At 72.2% G+C, this 18,070-nt stretch carries 17 protein-coding genes; 5 read left to right on the top strand and 12 right to left on the bottom strand.

Going from position 1 to position 18,070, the window contains the following annotated elements:
* Positions 1-181 precede the first annotated feature (181 nt).
* From mobA to ACRYR2_RS15865, 3 genes are read left to right on the top strand one after another with little or no spacing between them, the layout of a single operon-like run.
* Entirely contained in the window at positions 182-754 is a 573-nt protein-coding gene (mobA, locus tag ACRYR2_RS15875) for a molybdenum cofactor guanylyltransferase (protein WP_432563859.1), read from the top strand.
* Between the two features lie 10 nt (positions 755-764).
* On the top strand, positions 765-1,751 hold the full coding sequence (locus ACRYR2_RS15870) for an NAD(P)H-quinone oxidoreductase (RefSeq protein ID WP_432563858.1): 987 nt from the start codon (positions 765-767) through the stop codon (positions 1,749-1,751).
* The gene (locus ACRYR2_RS15865) at positions 1,748-3,499 is read left to right on the top strand and encodes a glycoside hydrolase family 15 protein (RefSeq protein ID WP_432563857.1); all 1,752 of its coding nucleotides are present in this window, start codon (positions 1,748-1,750) and stop codon (positions 3,497-3,499) included. The genes ACRYR2_RS15870 and ACRYR2_RS15865 overlap by 4 nt, the downstream gene beginning before the upstream one ends.
* A gap of 84 nt (positions 3,500-3,583) precedes the next feature.
* Here ACRYR2_RS15865 and ACRYR2_RS15860 read toward each other — a convergent pair whose 3' ends face one another.
* The 7 genes from ACRYR2_RS15860 to ACRYR2_RS15830 all read right to left on the bottom strand — a co-directional run bounded on the left by ACRYR2_RS15860 (position 3,584) and on the right by ACRYR2_RS15830 (position 11,029).
* Entirely contained in the window at positions 3,584-4,066 is a 483-nt protein-coding gene (locus tag ACRYR2_RS15860) for an Hsp20/alpha crystallin family protein (protein WP_432563856.1), read from the bottom strand.
* Positions 4,067-4,173: 107 nt separating this feature from the next.
* Positions 4,174-5,847 carry an extracellular solute-binding protein gene (locus ACRYR2_RS15855; protein ID WP_432563855.1) on the bottom strand — a complete coding sequence of 558 codons (1,674 nt, stop codon included), beginning with the start codon at positions 5,845-5,847 and terminating at the stop codon, positions 4,174-4,176.
* Between the two features lie 43 nt (positions 5,848-5,890).
* Positions 5,891-6,835 (bottom strand): carbohydrate ABC transporter permease, encoded by a 945-nt coding sequence (locus tag ACRYR2_RS15850; protein ID WP_432563854.1) that lies wholly within the window; start codon positions 6,833-6,835, stop codon positions 5,891-5,893.
* Positions 6,832-7,821, bottom strand: a complete 990-nt coding sequence (locus ACRYR2_RS15845; protein WP_432563853.1) for an ABC transporter permease subunit — start codon at positions 7,819-7,821, stop codon at positions 6,832-6,834. Before ACRYR2_RS15845 ends, ACRYR2_RS15850 begins: the two co-directional genes overlap by 4 nt.
* A 193-nt stretch (positions 7,822-8,014) precedes the next feature.
* Entirely contained in the window at positions 8,015-8,896 is an 882-nt protein-coding gene (locus ACRYR2_RS15840; protein WP_432563852.1) for a sugar phosphate isomerase/epimerase family protein, read from the bottom strand.
* Between the two features lie 26 nt (positions 8,897-8,922).
* Positions 8,923-10,041 (bottom strand): Gfo/Idh/MocA family protein, encoded by a 1,119-nt coding sequence (locus ACRYR2_RS15835; RefSeq protein ID WP_432563851.1) that lies wholly within the window; start codon positions 10,039-10,041, stop codon positions 8,923-8,925.
* 13 nt (positions 10,042-10,054) lie between these two features.
* Positions 10,055-11,029 (bottom strand): hydroxyacid dehydrogenase, encoded by a 975-nt coding sequence (locus ACRYR2_RS15830; protein WP_432563927.1) that lies wholly within the window; start codon positions 11,027-11,029, stop codon positions 10,055-10,057.
* Between the two features lie 254 nt (positions 11,030-11,283).
* Here ACRYR2_RS15830 and ACRYR2_RS15825 point away from each other — a divergent pair, with 254 nt between their 5' ends.
* A complete protein-coding gene (locus ACRYR2_RS15825; protein WP_432563850.1) occupies positions 11,284-12,252 on the top strand; it encodes an aldo/keto reductase in 969 nt (322 codons plus the stop codon).
* A 45-nt stretch (positions 12,253-12,297) separates the two neighbouring features.
* Here the strand turns inward: ACRYR2_RS15825 and ACRYR2_RS15820 are convergent, their stop codons facing one another.
* From ACRYR2_RS15820 to ACRYR2_RS15800, 5 genes are read right to left on the bottom strand one after another with little or no spacing between them, the layout of a single operon-like run.
* A complete protein-coding gene (locus tag ACRYR2_RS15820) occupies positions 12,298-13,236 on the bottom strand; it encodes a DUF1177 domain-containing protein (protein ID WP_432563849.1) in 939 nt (312 codons plus the stop codon).
* A 34-nt stretch (positions 13,237-13,270) separates the two neighbouring features.
* Complete coding sequence (locus ACRYR2_RS15815; RefSeq protein WP_459115344.1) at positions 13,271-13,897, bottom strand: aspartate/glutamate racemase family protein; 627 nt, start codon at positions 13,895-13,897, stop codon at positions 13,271-13,273.
* Between the two features lie 5 nt (positions 13,898-13,902).
* Complete coding sequence (locus ACRYR2_RS15810) at positions 13,903-14,589, bottom strand: AroM family protein (protein ID WP_432563847.1); 687 nt, start codon at positions 14,587-14,589, stop codon at positions 13,903-13,905.
* Positions 14,582-16,240, bottom strand: coding sequence for an OPT/YSL family transporter (locus tag ACRYR2_RS15805; RefSeq protein WP_432563846.1), 1,659 nt, complete (start codon positions 16,238-16,240; stop codon positions 14,582-14,584). The genes ACRYR2_RS15810 and ACRYR2_RS15805 overlap by 8 nt, the downstream gene beginning before the upstream one ends.
* Positions 16,237-17,046 (bottom strand): IclR family transcriptional regulator, encoded by an 810-nt coding sequence (locus ACRYR2_RS15800; RefSeq protein ID WP_432563845.1) that lies wholly within the window; start codon positions 17,044-17,046, stop codon positions 16,237-16,239. Before ACRYR2_RS15800 ends, ACRYR2_RS15805 begins: the two co-directional genes overlap by 4 nt.
* Positions 17,047-17,229: 183 nt before the next feature.
* Between ACRYR2_RS15800 and pepE the strand changes: the two genes are divergently transcribed.
* Positions 17,230-17,979: a dipeptidase PepE gene (pepE, locus tag ACRYR2_RS15795; RefSeq protein ID WP_432563844.1), complete on the top strand. Its 750-nt coding sequence runs from the start codon at positions 17,230-17,232 to the stop codon at positions 17,977-17,979.
* Positions 17,980-18,070 lie beyond the last annotated feature (91 nt).

Genomic DNA, 18,070 nt, shown 5'->3' with positions numbered 1-18,070 from the left:
CGGTGGAAAACTGCCCACCAGGGGTCGAGCAGACTCAGGAGTGATCGGGACGTGGGACCGCGAGGTGTAACCCCTCGGCCCGACAACCCTCGAACGGCCCATCGGCTGCACGGCGCGCCGCTTGACCGTTCAGGTGAAACGTGCAATCTCGACCCCCGACGGGGGGTGGCCTGGAGGAGACGTGGGAACGACCGTGGTCGTCGTCGCGGGCGGCGCCGGAACGCGGTTCTCCGCGGTGCGGCCGGGGGCCGACAAGCTGCGGGCGCCGCTGGGGGGCAGCACCGTGCTGGACACCCTGCTGGCGGGACTGGGCGGGTTCGAGGTGGTCCTCGTCGGACCTGGCGGGGTGCGTGAGGACCCGCCCGGGGGCGGGCCGCTGGCCGGCTTCGCCGCCGGCCTGGCGACCACCTCCGCCGAGGTCGTGGTGCTGCTCGGCGCCGACCAGCCGTTCGCGGCGAGCGCCGTCGAGCGCCTGGTGGCGGCGCTGCGGGCGCATCCGGAGGCCGACGCGGTGATCGGCGTGGACCCGGACGGCCGTCGTCAGCCGTTGCTGTCGGCGCACCGGCGCAGCGCGGCGGTCCGGGTGCTGGACGGGTTGCCGGCCGTGGCCGGGCGGCCGTTGCGCGAGGTCTTCCGCGGCGCCGTGGTGGAGGTGCCCGTCAGCGCGCTGGAGGCGCTCGACGTCGACGACCCCGACGACCTGGCGCGGGCGCAGGCTCTCCTGGAACGAGCGGGGGACGAGGGCCCGACGTAGTGTCCCCAGGGTGCGCGCGGTGATCGTGGAAACCCCCGGAGGGCCGCAGTCCCTCGTCGTCTCCGAGCTGCCCGACCCGGTCGCCGGGCCCGGTGAGGTGGTGGTCCGCGTCGCCGCGGCCGGCGTCAACCGGGCCGACGTGATGCAGCGCGAGGGGAAGTACCCTCCGCCCCCCGGCGCTCCCGAGCACCCCGGGCTGGAGGTGTCGGGCTGGATCTCCTCCCTCGGCGAGGGGGTCTCGGGCTGGCAGGTCGGCGACGCCGTCTGCGCGCTGCTGGGCGGCGGCGGCTACGCCGAGCAGGTCGCCGTCCCGGCCGGGCAGCTGCTGCCCGTTCCGCAGGGGGTCTCCGTCGTCGACGCGGCCGCCCTGCCCGAGGTGGCCTGCACGGTCTGGAGCAACGTGTTCACCCTCGCCGGGCTGCGGCCGGGGGAACTGCTGCTCGTGCACGGCGGTTCCAGCGGCATCGGCACGATGGCGATCCAGCTGGCCCGCCAGGTCGGTGCCCGGGTGGCGGTGACGGCGGGTTCACCGGAGAAGCTGGAACGCTGCGCCGACCTCGGCGCGCAACTGCTCGTGAACTACCGCACGGAGGACTTCGTCGAACGGGTCCGGGAGTTCGAACCGGCCGGTGCCGACGTCGTGCTGGACGTCGTCGGCGCCCCGTACCTGGCGCGCAACCTCGACGTGCTGGCCACCGGCGGGCGGCTGGTGGTGATCGCCACCCAGGGCGGGACGCGCGCCGAGCTCGACCTGGGCCTGGTGCTGCGCAAACGGCTCTCGGTGCACGCCACCGGGTTGCGGACCCGGCCGACCGCGGAGAAGGCGGCGATCGTGGCCAGCGTGCGCGACCACGTGTGGCCGCTGCTGGTCGACGGTGTCGTCCGTCCCGTCGTGCACGACCGGTTCCCGCTGGAGCAGGCCCCCCGCGCGCACGAGGTCATGGAGGGTTCCTCGCACGTCGGCAAGCTGCTGCTGACCACCGGCGCGCGAGGGTGACCCCGGAGGACCTGGCCCGCGAGTTCCCGCCGCACGTCCTGCGCGACTACGCCCTCGTGGCCGACGGCGCCCGCGGGGCCGTCGTCGGCCCGCGCGGCGACGTGGTCTGGATGTGCTCCCCGCGCTGGCACGACGACGCGGTGTTCGCCTCGCTGCTCGGTGGCCGCGGCGTGTTCGCCGTCACCCCCTCGCACCCGTTCACGTGGGGTGGGTGCTACGAACCGGGAACCCTGGTGTTCCGGCACCACTGGACCTCCCGCGGGGACGGCACGATCGACTGCCGCGACGCGATGGCCATGCCCAGCGACCCCGAGTGCGCCGTCCTGCTGCGCGAGGTGACCGCCGTCGAGGGCGACGGTCAGGTCGACGTCGTGTTCGACCTGCGGGCCCAGTTCGGGACGAAGGCGCTGCGGTCGCTCAAGCGCGACGACGCGGGCCGGTGGACGGCCCGCACGGGCGACCTGCACGTGCGGTTGTCCGGGCTGGGCGAGGCGGCCGTGGACGACGGTGTCCTGCGGGCGCACCTGGCCGTTCCCGCCGGCGGGAAGCACCACCTGGTGCTGGAGGTGGGGACGCGGGTGCGCGAGGAGGTCCCCGATCCGGACCACGCGTGGACCTCGACCGTGCACACCTGGCGCTCGGCCGTGCCGGAGGTGCCCGACAGCATCGCCCCGACCGAGGCGCGGCACTCCTTCGCCGTGATCCGCGGGCTGACCTCGGACGACGGCGGGATGGCGGCGGCGGCGACGATGTCGCTGCCCGAGCACGCCGACAGGGGCCGCAGCTACGACTACCGCTACGCCTGGATCCGGGACCAGTGCTACGCGGGCCTGGCGCTGGCCGAGTGCGGGGCGCCGTACCCGCTGTACGAGGACCTCGTGGGTTTCGTGACCCGGCGGGTGCTGGCCGACGGCCCCGACCTCGTCCCGGCCTACACGGTGCTGGGCGGTCCCGTGCCCGAGGAGCGGTCGACGGGGCTGGCCGGCTACCCCGGCGGCTGGGACATCGCCGGCAACCGCGTGCGCGGGCAGTTCCAGCTCGACGCCTTCGGGGAGGTCCTGCAGCTGCTGGCCTCGGCCGCGAGGTTCGACGTGCTCGACACCGACGGCCGACGGGCCGTCGAGGTCGTCGTGTCGGCCATCGAGAAGCGCTGGGAGACACCCGACGCCGGGATCTGGGAGATCGAGGACGACTGGTGGGCGCACTCGCGGCTGGAGTGCGTGGCCGGGCTGAAGTGCATGGCGCAGGTGTCCACGCCGGGTGAGGCCGCGCGGTACGCGGCGCTGGCCGACACCATCCTGGCGCGCACCTCGCGCGACTGCCTGCATCCGATGGAGGGTCGCTGGCAGCGCAGTCCGGGCCAGCCGGGCGTGGACGCGGCACTGCTGCGCCCGGCGCTGCACGGCGCGGTCCCCGTCGACGACCCGCGCTCGCGCGCGACGCTGGCCGCGGTGCGCCGCGACCTCGTCCAGGACCACCACGTCTACCGCTACTCCCCCGACTCGATGCCGCTGGGCACCACCGAGGGGGCGTTCCTGCTGTGCGGTTTCCTGCTGGCCGAGGCGCTGCACGCCGACGGCCAGGAGGTCGACGCGTTCCGGTTCTTCGAGCGCAACCGCGCCGCCTGCGGCCCGGCGGCGCTGCTCAGCGAGGAGTGGGACGTGCAGGAACGGCAGCTGCGCGGGAACCTGCCGCAGGCGTTCGTGCACGCCGCGCTGCTGTCGAGTTCGGTGCGCCTGGCGCGCTGACGGGCTGGCGGGGACCGGACCGTTGACGCGTCGGGCCGGACCTACCGGCCGGATGCGTCAACGATCCGTTCCCCCGGGGCCAGATCAGGCCTCGGTGACCTCGGCGGACGACTCGTTCGTGGTCCCGACGGCGGGGGCCGTCGTCGTCACGGCGATGCGGGTCGGCTGGGCGGCCGCGTGCGCGCCGGCGACGCGGACGGTCAGCACCCCGGCGTCGTAGCTCGCGCTCACGGCGTCGGCGCTCACCGTGCTCGGCAGCGAGAAGCTGCGGCGGAAGCTGCCGTAGCGGATCTCGCTGCGACCGCGCTCGTCCTCGGAGCGGACGTCCTTGCGCTCACCGCGCACGACGAGGCTGCCGCGCTCGACCTCGACGGTGACGTCCTCCAGGGACACACCGGGGAGTTCCAGCCGGACGACCGCGTCGTCCCCGTCACGGCCGACCTCGGCGGCCGGGACGAAGCCGGTGGGACGGGTGGCCGGACCGAACGCGTTGCGGACCAGGGTGTCGAACTGCTGCTCGAAACGGGCGTCGAAGGGGCTGCGGCGCCACACGGACAACTGGGACATGGTGTGTCCTCCTCGGACGGTCGTGGCGCTCGGTGCGAGCGCCGTCGAGGAGCACAACCTGAGTCCACCCGACTCAATGCCCGTGTTCGCCTGCGGCGTAGCGCAGCTCAGCCCGTCGTCGTCCCCGCCTTCTGCAGCGCGTCCTGGTACTCGGTCCGCATGGCGTCGCCGACCGCGCTGCGCCACGTCGCGATGAGGTTGTCCAGCTCCGCGAACTGCCGCCGTTCCTGGACCACGTCCCAGACCCCGTCGAGGAAGGCCTTGTCGGCCGTGGCGTTCTTGCTGGAGGCGGTGTTGGAGTACAGGCCCAGGACCGGGTTGGCGATGCCGGTCGGGATCTCCAACGACTGGTAGTCGTGCTGCACGTCGGCGTCGTCGGGGCGGCCGGGGACGTAGATGTTGTACGGGCTGTCGGCCAGGTAGCGGATCGGCAGCACCGTGTTCGTCGTGCCCGTCTCGGTGAGCACCGGGTTGCCCGTGGCGTCGAGGGTGTGGTCGACACCCTCCTCACCGAACAGCCGGTACTTGTACTCCGCGGTGCCGAACGGCGCGGCCAGCCAGTTCAGGACCCGCAGGATGAGCTTGATCCGTTCCGGGTCCTCCTGCTGCTTCAGCAGGGTGATGGAGAAGAACCCGCTCCCGAGGTTCCACCGGGCCAGCTCGCCCCCCTCGCGCGTGTAGACCGGCATCAGTCCCAGCTTGAAGTCGGGGTTCGAGGCGTTGTCCAGCTGGTACTGGATCCAGCCCGGGTACCCGTCGGCGGCGTTGATGGCGACCGTTCCGGCGTTGAACAACTGCTTGAACGGCTGCTGGGGGTTGAACGAGTCCGGGTGCATGACCCCGGACTTCCACATCGCGATGAGGTCGGTGACGGTCTGCTTGTACTGCTCGGTCTCGTAGACGTGGGTGAGCTTGCCGCCCTCCTCGGCCCAGATGTTCGGCTCGTCGTTCATGCGTCCCAGCAGCTGCCGCGGCTGGTTGATCTGGCTGAAGGCCCAGCGCCGCTGCTTGGGGTCGGTCAGCGCCTTGGTGGCGTCGACGAACTCCTCGTAGCTCTCGGGTGCGGGCGAGACGCCCGCCTTCTCGAACAGGTCCTGCCGGATGAAGTGGTAGTTGCCGATCGCCCCGCGCGGGATGGGGATGCCGTAGATGCCGCTGTTGTAGACCGTGTTCAGCCAGGTGCGGGTCGGGATGTTCGCGAGGTTCGGGTAGTCCTTCACCGCGTCGCCCGACAGGTGCTCGGACAGGTCGGTGAACCGCTTCTCCAGCAGCTGCGGCATGTTCGGCACCGGCGGCGGGAAGCCGTTCGGCACCTGGAGCATGTCGGGCAGGTCGTTGCCCGCGATCGTCGTCGGGAACTTCTGCAGGTAGTCGGCGTTGCTGACCATCTGCAGCTGCAGGTCCACCCCGAGCCGCTCGTTCAGTCCCGCCCAGTAGCTGTTGCTGCCCGGCCCCGGCGGGACGGCGAAGTAGATGTTCGCCATCCCCGTCACCGTCTCCCCGTTCCCCGGTACCTCCGGCACCGCAGTGGGGTTCTCGGCCGGCCAGTTGTAGAACCCCGGGTCGACGCCCTCCTCGGTCCCCGGCAGGTCCGGCTGCACGCCGGTGTAGGGGACGTAGGTCGGCAGGACGGCGGTGTTCTCGGCGGACTCACCGCTGGAACCACTGCTCCCGCCGGAACACCCGGCGAGTCCGCCGGAGGCGAACAACGCAGCCGCACCCCCGGCACCGGCGATCAGCCCTCGTCGCCCGATGGGCCGGTGGAAAGCGCTGTGGGACATGGATCCTCCTCGATCCGAACTGGTTGGAAGCAGCGGTGCGGGGTCAGCCCTTGACCGCGCCGATCATGACGCCCTTGGCGAAGTGGCGCTGCAGGAAGGGGTACACGAGCAGGATGGGGACGATCGCGATCACCAGGATGGCCATCTGCAGCGGCAACTGCGGCGGCAGCACCTCACCACCGACCTGGTCACCACCGATGGTCGTCTGGTTGACGACGTAGGTGCGCAGCACCAGGGCCATGGGCCACTTCTCGCTGGACTGGATGTACAGCAGGGCGTTGAAGAAGGCGTTCCAGTACGCCACCGCGTAGAACAGGCCGATCACGGCCAGCACGGCCTTGGACAGCGGCAGCACGATGCGGGTCAGCACCGTGAACGCCCCGACGCCGTCGATCGCCGCCGACTCGAACAGCTCCTTGGGCAGTTCCTGGAAGAAGGCCCGCATCACGATGACGTTGAAGGCGTTGACCAGCACCGGCAGGATCAGCGACCAGTAGGAGTCCAGGAGGCCGAACTCCTTGACCACCAGGTAGCTGGGGATGAGACCGGGCGAGAACAGCACCGCCCCCAGCAGGAGCATCAGCACCGGCTTGGCGCCGACCGCGCGGGGACGGGAGAGCCAGTACGCCAGCCCCGCGGTGGCCGCCAGTGACAGCAGCGTCCCCACGACGGTGATGGCCACGGAGATGATGACGGCCCGGGTGACGACACCGCCGGACAGCACCGCGGCGTAGGAGTCCAGGCTGATGCCGCCCGGCCACATCACCATGCCCCCACCGGAGTCGTTGATCGTCTGCTGGTCGGCCAGCGACGTGGCGATGACCGACCAGAACGGCACGATCACCAGCGCGACGCAGATCGACAGGACGACGAACTTCGCGGCCTGGGTGAGGGGATGCGGCTTCTCCATCCACGGCGGCCGCTTGCCGTCCTTGGTGGCCGGCCGGTCCGTGCTGTCGCCGATGGTGGCGTTCTCGATGGTGGTCACTTCTCGTACACCCCTCTCTCACCGAAGGCGTGCGCCAGCTTGTTGGCGCCGACGACCAGCAGGACCCCGACGACCCCCTTGACGAGGCCGGCCGCCGCGGAGGTGCCCCAGTTCCCGCCGAGGATGCCGTTGTTGTAGACCCAGGTGTCCAGGACCTCGCTGGCCCGCAGGCCGACCGGCCCCTGCTGCAGCAGGATCTGCTCGAAGCCCACCGACAGGCTGCTGCCCAGGCGCAGGATGAGCAGCAGGATGATCAGGCCCTTCAACGCGGGCAGGGTGATGTGCCACAGCCGCTGCCGCGCGTTCGCCCCGTCCACCGCCGCGGCCTCGTACTGCTCCTGGTCGATGCGTGAGATCGCCGCCAGGAAGATGATGGTGCCCCAGCCGGCGTCCTTCCAGATCACCTGGCTGGTGACGAGGGCCTTGAACAACTCCGGGGCCCCGATGACCTGGACGATGGGCAGGTCGTTCTGGACCAGGAAGGTGTTGAGCATGCCGGCGTTGCCGAGCATCTGCTGGAAGAGGGCCACGACGATCACCCAGGACAGGAAGTGCGGCAGGTAGAGGATCGACTGCAGCGTCCGCTTGAGCCGCTCCCCCGCCAGGCTGTTCAGCAGCAGCGCCAGCGCCAGCGGGACGGGGAACACGAGAACGGTCTGGATGATCGTGAGGGCGACGGTGTTCCACAGGGCGTTCAGGAACTCCGGGTTCCCGTCCCACAGGAACGAGAAGTTGGCCCAGCCGACCCAGTCCGCCTCGGTGATCTCCAGGTAGGGCTGGTAGTCCTGGAAGGCGATGACGTTGCCCAGCAGCGGCACGTAGTGGAAGAGGACCAGGGCCAGCGCCCCCGGGAGCCCGATGACCACCAGCAGCACCTGGTCCCGGGTGAGGGGACGTCGTCTGCGTCGCACCTCCGGCTGCCGGTGCTGGACCCGGGCTGCGGTCGGCGGGGCCGCCGGCTTCTCGCGCGTCGAGTTGAATCTCACCTTCGAGCTCCTGCCACGTCACCTGCATCGGAAAGGGCTGGGACGGATCGACCCGGGCGCGGCGGGGCCTCCGTCGTCGGCACCCCGAGGTAAACGTTTACCCGGTTCGAGGTGAAGAACCTAGCACGCCGGGTTCCGCCACGGGGGGTGTTCGGGCGTGCGTTCGCCATGTCCCGCAACCCGTCTGTTCCCGTCACGACACCGCCACCTCACCCAGGGCTCGCGTCGCCCACTCGAAGGAGATCCGGTGCGACTCGTACAGCGAGCCGACGCTGGGGTGGTCGACCTCGATCATGTAGTCGCCGTCGTAGTCCGGCGGCAGCGCGGCCACGACCGCGTCGAGGTCGAGGACCCCACGTCCAGGTTCGGCCCACAACCGCCCGCTGCCCGAAACCGAGCGGTAGTCGCCACCGTCCGCCGTGGCGGGCAGGTGGTCGGGGTAGACGTCCTTGAGGTGGACGCCGCCGATCCGGTCCGCGTAGCGCCGGATCAGATCCAGCGGATCGGCGCCGGCCCAGCGCAGGTGCCCGGTGTCCGGACCGAAACCGATGAGGTCCGGTCCCAGCCCGTCCAGCAACGCCGTGACCTCGGCCTCCGTCTCGAACACACCACCCACGTGGGAGTGGTGCAGCGGCCGGACCCCTTCGGCCAGGAGCACCTCGCAGACCCGTCCCGCGTTCTCGATCGCCCGGTCCAGCCGGCCCTGGTCGAAGTCGGCTCCCACCGCCGGGGTGCGCATCCGGGCGGGAACCGCCATCGAGGACAGCATCGTGCGGTCCAGGCCCAGTTCGGCCTGTTGCGCGCCGAAGCGCCGGGCCTGCTCGAGCAGCTCGCCCACGTCGACCGTCTCGTCGAGCGGCGAGCTGAACAGGCCGATCGAGGGACTGAGCCCGAAACCCGCGAGCCACCTGGCGTACTCGGCGGCGCCCATGCCCTCGGGCACGTCGGCCTTGACGGCCGTGAAGCCGATCTCCTGGAAGTCGCGGAACGCCTGCTCGAAGACCTCGCGGGTCTTGCCGGCCTGCGCCCAGTAGGGGATGGGGTTCGCCGCGATCCGGCGGCCGTTGCGCGACATCCTCGTCGCCTCCTTCGTGAGTGGGTTCAGCGGGCGGGAGCGGGTTCGGTCAAGGTCACCGGCGCCCCGGTGCGGACGGACTCGTACAGGCCGGTGATGACGGCGACCGCCTGGCGGTTCTCCTCCAGCCCCACCCGCAGTTCCTCCTCGCCGCGCAGGGCGGCCAGGACGTTGCGGTACTGGTACAGGTGGGCGTCGTTCATCCGCCCCGGAACGCTGGTGGGCGGGGCCGGCACGACGCCGTCGGGACCGGCGAACCGCTGCACCTGGTTCGTGCCCGCGCCGTTGCCGCCCATGAAGGCCTCCGGTGCCTCCTGCCCGGCCGGTGTGCCGTGGAAGTAGACCAGGCGGTCGTTCTCGACCACGGCCGAACCGCGTGTCCCGTGGACCTGCAGCCGTGCGGTGAGCCCGGGGTAGACGGCGGTGGAACCGTGCAGGGTGGCCAGGGCCCCGGAGGCGAACCGCACGACGCCCACGGCGACGTCCTCGACCTCCACCCGTTCGTGGGCCAGCGTGCCGGTGTACCCGAAGACCTCCACGGGCCGGCCCATCGCCGCCACCAGCAGGTCCACGGTGTGCACGCCCTGGTTCATCAGCGCACCGCCGCCGTCCAGGGCCCAGGTGCCGCGCCAGTCGCCGGAGTCGTAGTAGCTCTGCCCGCGCCACCAGTCGACCGAGGCGACCGCCGAGGTCAGCCGGCCGAACTCCCCCTCCGCCACGGCCCGCACCACGATCTCGGTCGCGGGGTCGAACCGGTGCTGGGAGATGACGCTGACCAGGGTGCCGGCCCGGTCACGGGCGGCGATCACCTCGTCGATGCGCTCGACGGTGGTCTCGGCGGGTTTCTCCACCACGACGTGCTTGCCGGCCTGGAGGGCCTGCACGGTGAGTTCGCCGTGGGTTCCGGTGGGGGTGCAGACGACGGCGACGTCGAAGTCGACGGCGTCCACGGCCTCGGCGAGCGAGGTGTGGACCTGCCCACCGCGTTCGTCGGCCAGGGCCTGCGCCCGCGAGCGGACGGGGTCGACGACGGCGACCAGTTCCACCGCACCCGCCGTCTCCTGGCGGAGCTGGTGCAGGACGAGACCGTGCTGCTGGGCGATGACACCGGCGCCGACGACGGCGAAGCGGACGGGGTCGATCACGAGACCTCCTGGCTCAGGCGGACCGCTCCATGGCGGCCCGGGTCACGGCGTGGGCGAAGGGTTCGCCGGCGGCGAAGCGCTCGACCTCCCCGGCGGCGGCCGCGGTGAGCCGGCGCAGTTCGTTGCCGAGGGAACCGGCGACGTGGGGGGTGAGCAGGACGTTGCGGCAGTCCCACAGGGGGTGCTCCGGCGGCAGGGGTTCGGGGTCGGTGACGTCCAGGACGGCCTGCAACCGTCCCGAGAGCAGTTCGGCCGTCAGGGCCTGCGCGTCGACGACGGCGCCCCGCGCGGTGTTCACCAGGGTCGCCCCGTCCCGCAGCCGGGCCAGCAACCCGGCGTCGACCAGACCGCGGGTCTCGGGCAGCAGGGGCGTGTGGACGGTGAGCACGTCGCTGCGCTCGAACAGTTCGGTCAGCCCGACGGGTTCGGCGCCCAGCGCGCGGATCTCGGCGTCGGGCACGTACGGGTCGTGCAGCAGGACCCGGACGTCGTGCGGCTGCAGGAGTTCGGTGACGCGCCGGCCCACGAGGGAGGCCGACAGCACGCCGACGGTGGCGCCGAAGTTCCCGACGGCGTCACGCAGCGGGCCGGTGATCCGCGCGCGGGTGCGGCGGTACTCGGCGGCGGCGGCGAGGGCGCGCTTGCCGGCCAGCAGCACCACCGCGAGCGTGTACTCCGCGACCGGGACCGCGTTCGCCGGCGCGGCCGAGGAGACGGCGATGCCCGCCTCCCACACCGCGGGCGTCACGTGGCCGCGGACGGACCCGGCGGTGTGCACGACGGCCCGCAGTTGCGGCGCGGCGGCCACGACCTGCGCGGTCAGCGGCGGGCACCCCCACCCGGTGACCAGGACGTCGGTTCCGGCCAGGGCCCGTCGCGCCGCGGCCGAGCCGAACTCCGCCAGCACTCCCGGCCGGACGTCGGCGACGGCGGCCAGCCGGGCCAGGAAACCGTCGTCGAGGACGCGGCGGCTGGTGGTGGGGTCCATGGCCAGGGCGACGCAGGGCCGGCCCGGGTGGGGGCTGTCGCGGTGGTACCCGCGCGACGCGGAGGTCACGGTCACGGGCTCTCCCGAGCTGTTCGGGGGAACCGCGTCGTCGCGGTCCCCGGTGATCGCCACCGTGCCGCGCGCTCCCGGAACCGGTCAAGACCGTTCGATCAGCGCTGATCGTTCGATCGCCCAGGCGTGCGGTGGGTGGTTCCACCGCGCGATCGGGCGGCAGGATCGGGCAGCATCCCGGCATGGACTACGTGAAGCTCGGCCACACCGGCCTCGAGGTCTCGCGGCTGGTGCTCGGCTGCATGAGCTACGGCGACCCCCAGCGCGGGAACCACGCCTGGACGCTGTCCGAACAGGACAGCGTCCCCTTCCTGCACCGCGCCCTGGACGCCGGCGTGAACTTCTTCGACACCGCCAACGTGTACTCCGACGGCTCCAGCGAGGAGATCGTCGGCAAGACGCTGCTGGCCGCGGTGCCGCGCGAGGAGGTCGTCATCGCGACCAAGGTGCACGGCCGGATGCGCCCGGGCCCCAACGGCGCGGGCCTGTCGCGCGCGGCGATCCTCACCGAGGTCGACAACTCCCTGCGCCGGCTGGGCACCGACCACATCGACCTGTACCAGATCCACCGGTTCGACCCGACGGTCCCGCTGGAGGAGACGCTGCAGGCGCTGCACGACGTCGTCGCGGCCGGCAAGGTCCGCTACCTCGGGGCGAGTTCGATGTGGGCGTGGCAGTTCGCCAAGGCCCTGCACCTGCAGGACCTCAACGGCTGGACGCGGTTCGTCACCATGCAGGACCACTACAACCTCCTCTACCGCGAGGAGGAGCGCGAGATGCTGCCGCTGTGCGCCGACGAGGGCATCGGCGTCATCCCGTGGAGCCCGCTGGCCCGCGGGAAGCTGACCCGCGACTGGGACGCCACGACCAGCCGCTCCGAGACCGACGAGTTCGGCAAGACCCTGTACCGCGACTCCGACGCCGAGATCGTCGCGGCCGTGGCGCGGGTGGCTGAACGACGTGGGGTCCCGCGGGCGCAGGTCGCGCTGGCCTGGGTCGCGCAGAACCCCGTCGTGACCGCGCCGATCGTGGGGGCGACCAGACCGCACCACCTCGAGGACGCCTTGGCCGCGATCGAGCTGGAACTCACCGCCGAGGAGGTCGCCGAGCTCGAGGCCCCGTACGAACCGCACGAGGTCGCGGGGTTCTGACCCGGCCCTGCCCCACGGCCGGCGCTCCGGCCGTGGGGGCAGCGGTCAGCTGTCGGCGCCCATCGTCTGCAGGTGGGCGAGGGAACCGTAGCGGGACACCAGGTCCGCGAACTCCTCCTCGTCGAGGAAGGAGGCGATCCCGCGGCCGTAGTCCTTGGCCACCTCGATGACGAACCGCACCGCGGACTCGACGGCCTGCAGGTCCGAGGCCCCCGTCGCCGACCCCGGGACGGCGGTGACGGCGGTGAGGGCGACACCGACGACGGGTGCGGACGTCGCGGTCGTCGGCTGCACGATCGAGTTCACGTGGTAGGCACCGTTGCCGTACGGCGTGATGTCCTGGGTGGTGATGGGCAGCACGACGGGGTTCAGGCCCGTCGTGCGCTCGACGCAGTCCAGCAGGGTCTCGGAGACCCGCAGGATCCACCCCTCCTTGATCGTCGGGGTGATGGCGAACCCGCGGTGGTTGACGATGCGGTTGCCGCGCGTGGTGTCGATGGACAGGATCGCGTCCATCTCCGGCAGGACCTCGTACTGGTTCGTCACCGACATGTCGATGGCCGAGTCCATGAACGGGACCGGGTCGTGCGGGCGGGTGGGCGCGTCGGGGTCGACGTGGGTGGCGACCACGACGTCGCCGGGCAGACGGTCGCCGCGGGAGGCCATCTCCAGCAGCTTGGCGGCGGCCGACAGGGCCGCCAGCGCCCCGTCACCGTCGGAGACGAAACCGATCTGCTCGGGACGGGCTCCCAGCCCGCCGAGCCGCCCGACGATGCCGAGCGTCGGGGCGCTCCCGCCGGCCGACCTGCCGTCGGTGCCCGGGATGGTCAGCCGGACGAACTCGGTCGTCCCCTTCGGACCGGTGACCGGGGTGACGACGACGTCCTCGGCGCCCAGGGCGGTGAGCAGGTCGGCCGCGGCCGTCCCGCTCGCGGCGGGCGAGTCGAGCAGGTCGAAGAGGTTCAGGACGTGACGCCAGGACACAGGTGCTTCTCCTTGGTGGGGCTTCTTCGGGTTCTCAGGCGGCGAGCGCGGCGACGGTGCCGGCGGCGCGCACGGCATCGACGACGGGCACTCGGAGTTCGCGGCGCAGTTGTGCGGCCAGACCGGTGGTCGTCATCCCGGTGCACGCCTGCAGCAGGACGTCGGCGCCGTCCTCGACCATCCGGCGAGCCGCGGTGAGGCACGCGACCCGTCCCTGCTCGGTCAGCAGGTCGCGGGTCTCACGCACGCCGTCGGGCTGACGGGCGAGGTGCAGGCGGCTGCCGAGGACGGACGTGATCGACTCGGGAGTCCGCGCGGTCAGGTCCAGGACACCGACGCGGCGGCCGAGCGCCAGCGCCAGGCCCGCGGCCGCCGATCCGGCACCGACGACGGGCACGTCGACCGCTGCCCGCGCCTCGGCCAGACCGGGATCGGCTGCACAGCTGATGACCACCACGTCGACCTGGCCGGCCAGCTCGACGGCCAGGTCGCGCACCTTGGGGACGGCGGCTGCGAACGTGGCGTCGTCGAAGACGCCACGCGGCTGGTCGGGCAGGCAACGGGTGAGGGTCCGCAGTCCCTGCTCGGACTCCAGGAGGCGGCCGTGCCGGTCGAGGAACTCGGTGTCGTCGCTGGTGACGACCCGGACCACTCCGACCAGGGGGCTCACGCGGCGGTCCCGTCGTCGAGCAGTTCGGCGGTCAGCCGCGCCACGATCGACCGGGCCAGGACCACGGGGACACCGGCGCGCCGGGACACCAGCCGGCGCATCCGCTGGGAGTAGCCGATGCAGTCGGCGACGATCAGTTCCGCACCCTGGGCCCGCAGGTCGTCGGCGGCCGCGAGCAACCCCTCGTCCTGAGCGGAGTACGGCGTCGCGTCGGCCACGACGGTCCTCGCGGCGAGCGCGGCGTACTTGCCGTCGGGGTGCTGGCGTTGCTCCGGCAACGGGACGAGGATCCCGACGGTCGCCGCCCGGCCGGCGAGCGCGGCGACGCCGGGGCCGATCATGAGTTCCGGGACCAGCAGCGGTTTCCGGTGCTCGAAGTGCGGGAAGGTGCCGGTGCAGGCCAGCAGGACCGCGTCGACACCCCGCTCCTCGAGCTCGGTGACCGCCTGCTGCATCCGGGGCAGCACGTGGTCGTGGCCGATGACGACCGAGGAGCCGTCGGCGAGCCGCGTCGTGAGGACCTCCTCGCCCTCGCGCGGGGACATCCGGGCGATCTGCGCGTGCGTGAGGCCGTCGAGGGCACCTCGTTCGTGCAACCGTACGCCCGGCAACCACTGCACGAGCTCGGGGGTCAGGTCGGTGCGCGGCGCCTGGCCGATCGTGATGACGCCGAGGTCAGCCACGGAAGATCCTCCCGACGGAGTTGAGCGAGTCGCCGGCGATGAGACCGGCGCCGACGAGGGCCATCTCGGTCTCGCCCTGCTCACCGCGACGGCGGACCCAGACGAACCGGACGACGAGAGCGGCCAGCACGAGCCAGCCGGCGTTCGGGGTGGCGACGAGCAGACCGGTGGCCAGCAGCACGCCCATCTGCCGCTTGGACCCGCCGAGGAGCTGGACGAGCGCACCGGGCACGGCCCAGATGGCCAGGTTGCGCAGGACTTCGGGGTCGCCCAGCCCGGCGGCGATGGTGTCGGCGTAGACGATCGAGACCGGGGGCAGCTGACCGTCGGCGAAGTAGGAACGCCACAGCAGGGCGACCAGGCCCAGCGCGACGGCGAACCCGACGACGCTGGCGAGCAGCTGCTGGCGACGGCCCTCCAGTTCGAAGGCCGTGTAGGGCCGGTTGTCCCGCCGCAGCAGCCAGCCGGCCTTGAGGTCGTAGCCCATGTCGGCGAACGCCGGCCCGGTGGAAGCGCAGTAACCGACGAGGACGGCCAGCGGGACGGTCGGGAATCCGAGCAGCAACCCGCAGATGAGGAAGATCAGCGTGACGGCGAAGGCGGGGAACCAGCCGGCGTGCATGGCGGCCAGACCGACGATGAGTTCGTGGACGATCGCGGCGAACGCCGCGAAGAGGACCCAGCCGACGACGGCGAGCACGGGCATGTCCGCCCACACCCCGGTGACGGCCGCCAGCACGACGGCTCCCAGGACGTAGAGCACGTACCCGGTGGACATCGTGCGGCGCAACTGCTCCACCGAGACCGTCGGCGCCGTCGTGGGGTCGTCCTCGACGGTACGGGCGGAGGGCGCCACAGCGGGTGCGAGGCTCGGGTCCAGGTCGGCCTTCCCCCGGTCCCGTCGGGCCAGCAGCAGGCCGGCCTGGACGAGCGCGACGAGGCCGGCGCCGATCATCACACCGTGCGGGATGTACAGCGAGGACAACGTGGTCCCCTCGGCCAGGTGGTCCGGCGCGTACTGGCTGACCAGCAACCCGACGCCGAACATGGCCAGGGCCCAGATGTTCCCGATGAGGGCGACACCGGCGGCCGACATGGGCAGGCCGAAGAACGAGGCGACCAGTCCGACGACGCCACCACCGGCCAGGACCAGGGCGCGCCTGCCGCCCTGGTCGCCGGCCTTGATGGTCTCGGCCGCGGCGACACCGGGAGGCCATGCCGCGTCGGCGGGGAGGAAGCGGGAACCGAAACTGCGGTAGAGCACGTAGACGTCGATCGCCAGACCCAGCGCGGCGCCGAGCAGCAGCGGCCAGACCAGGTCGGGGCGGCCCAGCGCCCACGGGATGGCGATGGGGGTGAGCAACGAGTTCGCCGCGGCGAACGTGGCACCCGAGATCGCGCTCTGGGCCAGGTTCTGCCGGTGGACGCTGCGCATGCGCACGAGGCCCAGGAACGCCACGCGCCCGACGAGCATCGCCACGAGGGCCCCGATCACCGAGGTGTTCGGCGAGACCCCGAGAGTCGTGATCATGTGCAGGCCGATGAGGGCGCCCAGCACGCTGAGCAGGGCCAGGACCACGAGGGTCACGGGTTCGAGGGCACGGGGGTGACGCCGGTCGGCGGTGCCCGTCTCCTGGTCTTGCACGGTCACGGTTGTCCTCTCGGGGGGACGTTCGGGGAGGAGTTCGGGGGGAGGGCCTCGACCGCGCGTCCGGTGCTGAAGACGTCCGACAGCTCCGCGGCGGCTCGCACGACCTCGGCCCCCATCCGGTCGAGGTCGGGTTCGAGGGCCTGGACGGCCGCGATGACGATCACCGAGGCCACGACCTGCCCCGCCGCGCGGACCGGCGCGCCGACGGCCGCGGTGCGCGGGTCGAACTCCCCGGCGGAGTGGGCCCAGCCGCGCAGCCGGGTCGCGGCGTGCCGGGCGAGCAGTTCCTCGGGGGTGTGCGCTCCGCGTTCGGCGGACTGGGTGAACCCGAGCGCGAGGAAGCTCTGGATCTCGGCGGGGTCGCGGAAGGCGTAGATCGCGTGTCCGGCCGCGCCGCCGTACCAGGGGTAGCGACGGCCCACGGTGAACTCGTACTGGAGTTCGCTGGGGGACTGCGCGGCCGCGGCGAGCACGTACTGCGGTCCGTCGTAGACGTTCAGCTGCGCGGAGTGGCCGCTGGTGGCGGCCAGCCGGCGCAGGACGGGCAGGGCGAGCTGCCGGGTCCCGTCCGAGCGGCTGGCGACCTGTCCCAACCCGATGAGGGCCGGTCCGAGACGGTAGCTGCGGGTGCGGGGGTCGACGACGACGTAGGAGCGACCGGCCAGCGTGGTCAGCAGCCGGTGCGCCTGCGACTTGGCCAGCCCCAGCTCGGCCGCCACCTCGGTGACCCCCCAGTCGGGCCGGTCGGTGCTGAACAGCGCGAGGACGTCGAGCGCGCGCTGGACGGTCAGCAGCTCGTCGGGCACGGGCTCTCCTCGCCTCACCTGTTCCGATAGTCGGAACGGCGTCCCGACTTGTGACCAGGGAAGGTACGCCCGGCTCATGCCCGTCGTCCACGCCCACGTGTTACGAACACGTGAAATCACCCGGCGCTCCCCGCCGGGTACGGTTCCGGCGACCCGCCCCTCCCCCACGAAGGACCGCTCACCGTGGAACTGCTGCTGATGTCGAACTCGACCAACCACGGCCGGGGGTACCTCGAGCACGCGCTGACCGAGGTCGTCGCCGTCCTGGCCGGCCGCACGGAACTGCTCTTCGTCCCCTACGCCCTGGCCGACCACGACCGCTACACCGCGCGCGTCGCCGAGGCGCTCGAACCCCTGGGGATCGCGGTGCGCGGCGCGCACACCACCGCCGACCCGGGAGCGGCGATCCGCGACGCGCAAGCCGTCTTCGTCGGCGGCGGGAACACCTTCCGGCTGCTCAAGACGTTGCAGGGCAACGGAGGACTGGACGCTCTGCGCGACGCCGCGAGGTCGGGGACGCCGTACCTGGGAGCCAGCGCCGGAACCGGGATCAGCGCCCCGACGATCCGCACGACCAACGACATGCCGATCACCGAGCCCGCGACGCTGTCCTCCCTGGGTCTGGTCCCCTTCCAGCTGAACCCGCACTTCGTCGACGCCGACCCGGCCAGCACGCACATGGGCGAGACCCGCGAAACCCGTCTCCGGGAGTTCCTGGAGGTCAACGACGTCGCCGTGCTCGGACTGCGCGAGGGGACCTGGCTGCGCGTCAGCGACCAGGCGTTCACGGTGGGCGGGACGGCCGTGTCCCCCACCGCACCCGGCCCCGCGGTCGTGCTCCGCCGTTCCCCCGACGGCTCCGAACCCCAGGTCGAGGAGGTCGCCGGGGACGTCAGCGCGCTGGCGGCCCTGCCGGCCCGCTACGACGTCTGACGCCCCCTGCCTCCGTGTTCGCGCCCATCGGGGGTCGCTGACGGCGGGGGGGCCGGCGCGGGGGGGGTTGATGCACAGCGCCCCCCGGGGG

Source organism: Kineococcus deserti (genome assembly GCF_050871945.1).
GTDB lineage: Bacteria > Actinomycetota > Actinomycetes > Actinomycetales > Kineococcaceae > Kineococcus.
The sequence above is the reverse complement of the archived record's forward strand: the minus strand, read 5'-3'. Positions and strand labels throughout refer to the sequence as shown.

What these genes read in the sequence shown, in the direction of transcription:
- ACRYR2_RS15860 (WP_432563856.1), bottom strand. Translation starts at nt 4,066, where the DNA reads ATGTCCCAGTTGTCCGTGTGGCGCCGCAGCCCCTTCGACGCCCGTTTC.
- ACRYR2_RS15855 (WP_432563855.1), bottom strand. Translation starts at nt 5,847, where the DNA reads ATGTCCCACAGCGCTTTCCACCGGCCCATCGGGCGACGAGGGCTGATC.
- ACRYR2_RS15840 (WP_432563852.1), bottom strand. Translation starts at nt 8,896, where the DNA reads ATGTCGCGCAACGGCCGCCGGATCGCGGCGAACCCCATCCCCTACTGG.
- ACRYR2_RS15830 (WP_432563927.1), bottom strand. Translation starts at nt 11,029, where the DNA reads ATGGACCCCACCACCAGCCGCCGCGTCCTCGACGACGGTTTCCTGGCC.
- ACRYR2_RS15825 (WP_432563850.1), top strand. Translation starts at nt 11,284, where the DNA reads ATGGACTACGTGAAGCTCGGCCACACCGGCCTCGAGGTCTCGCGGCTG.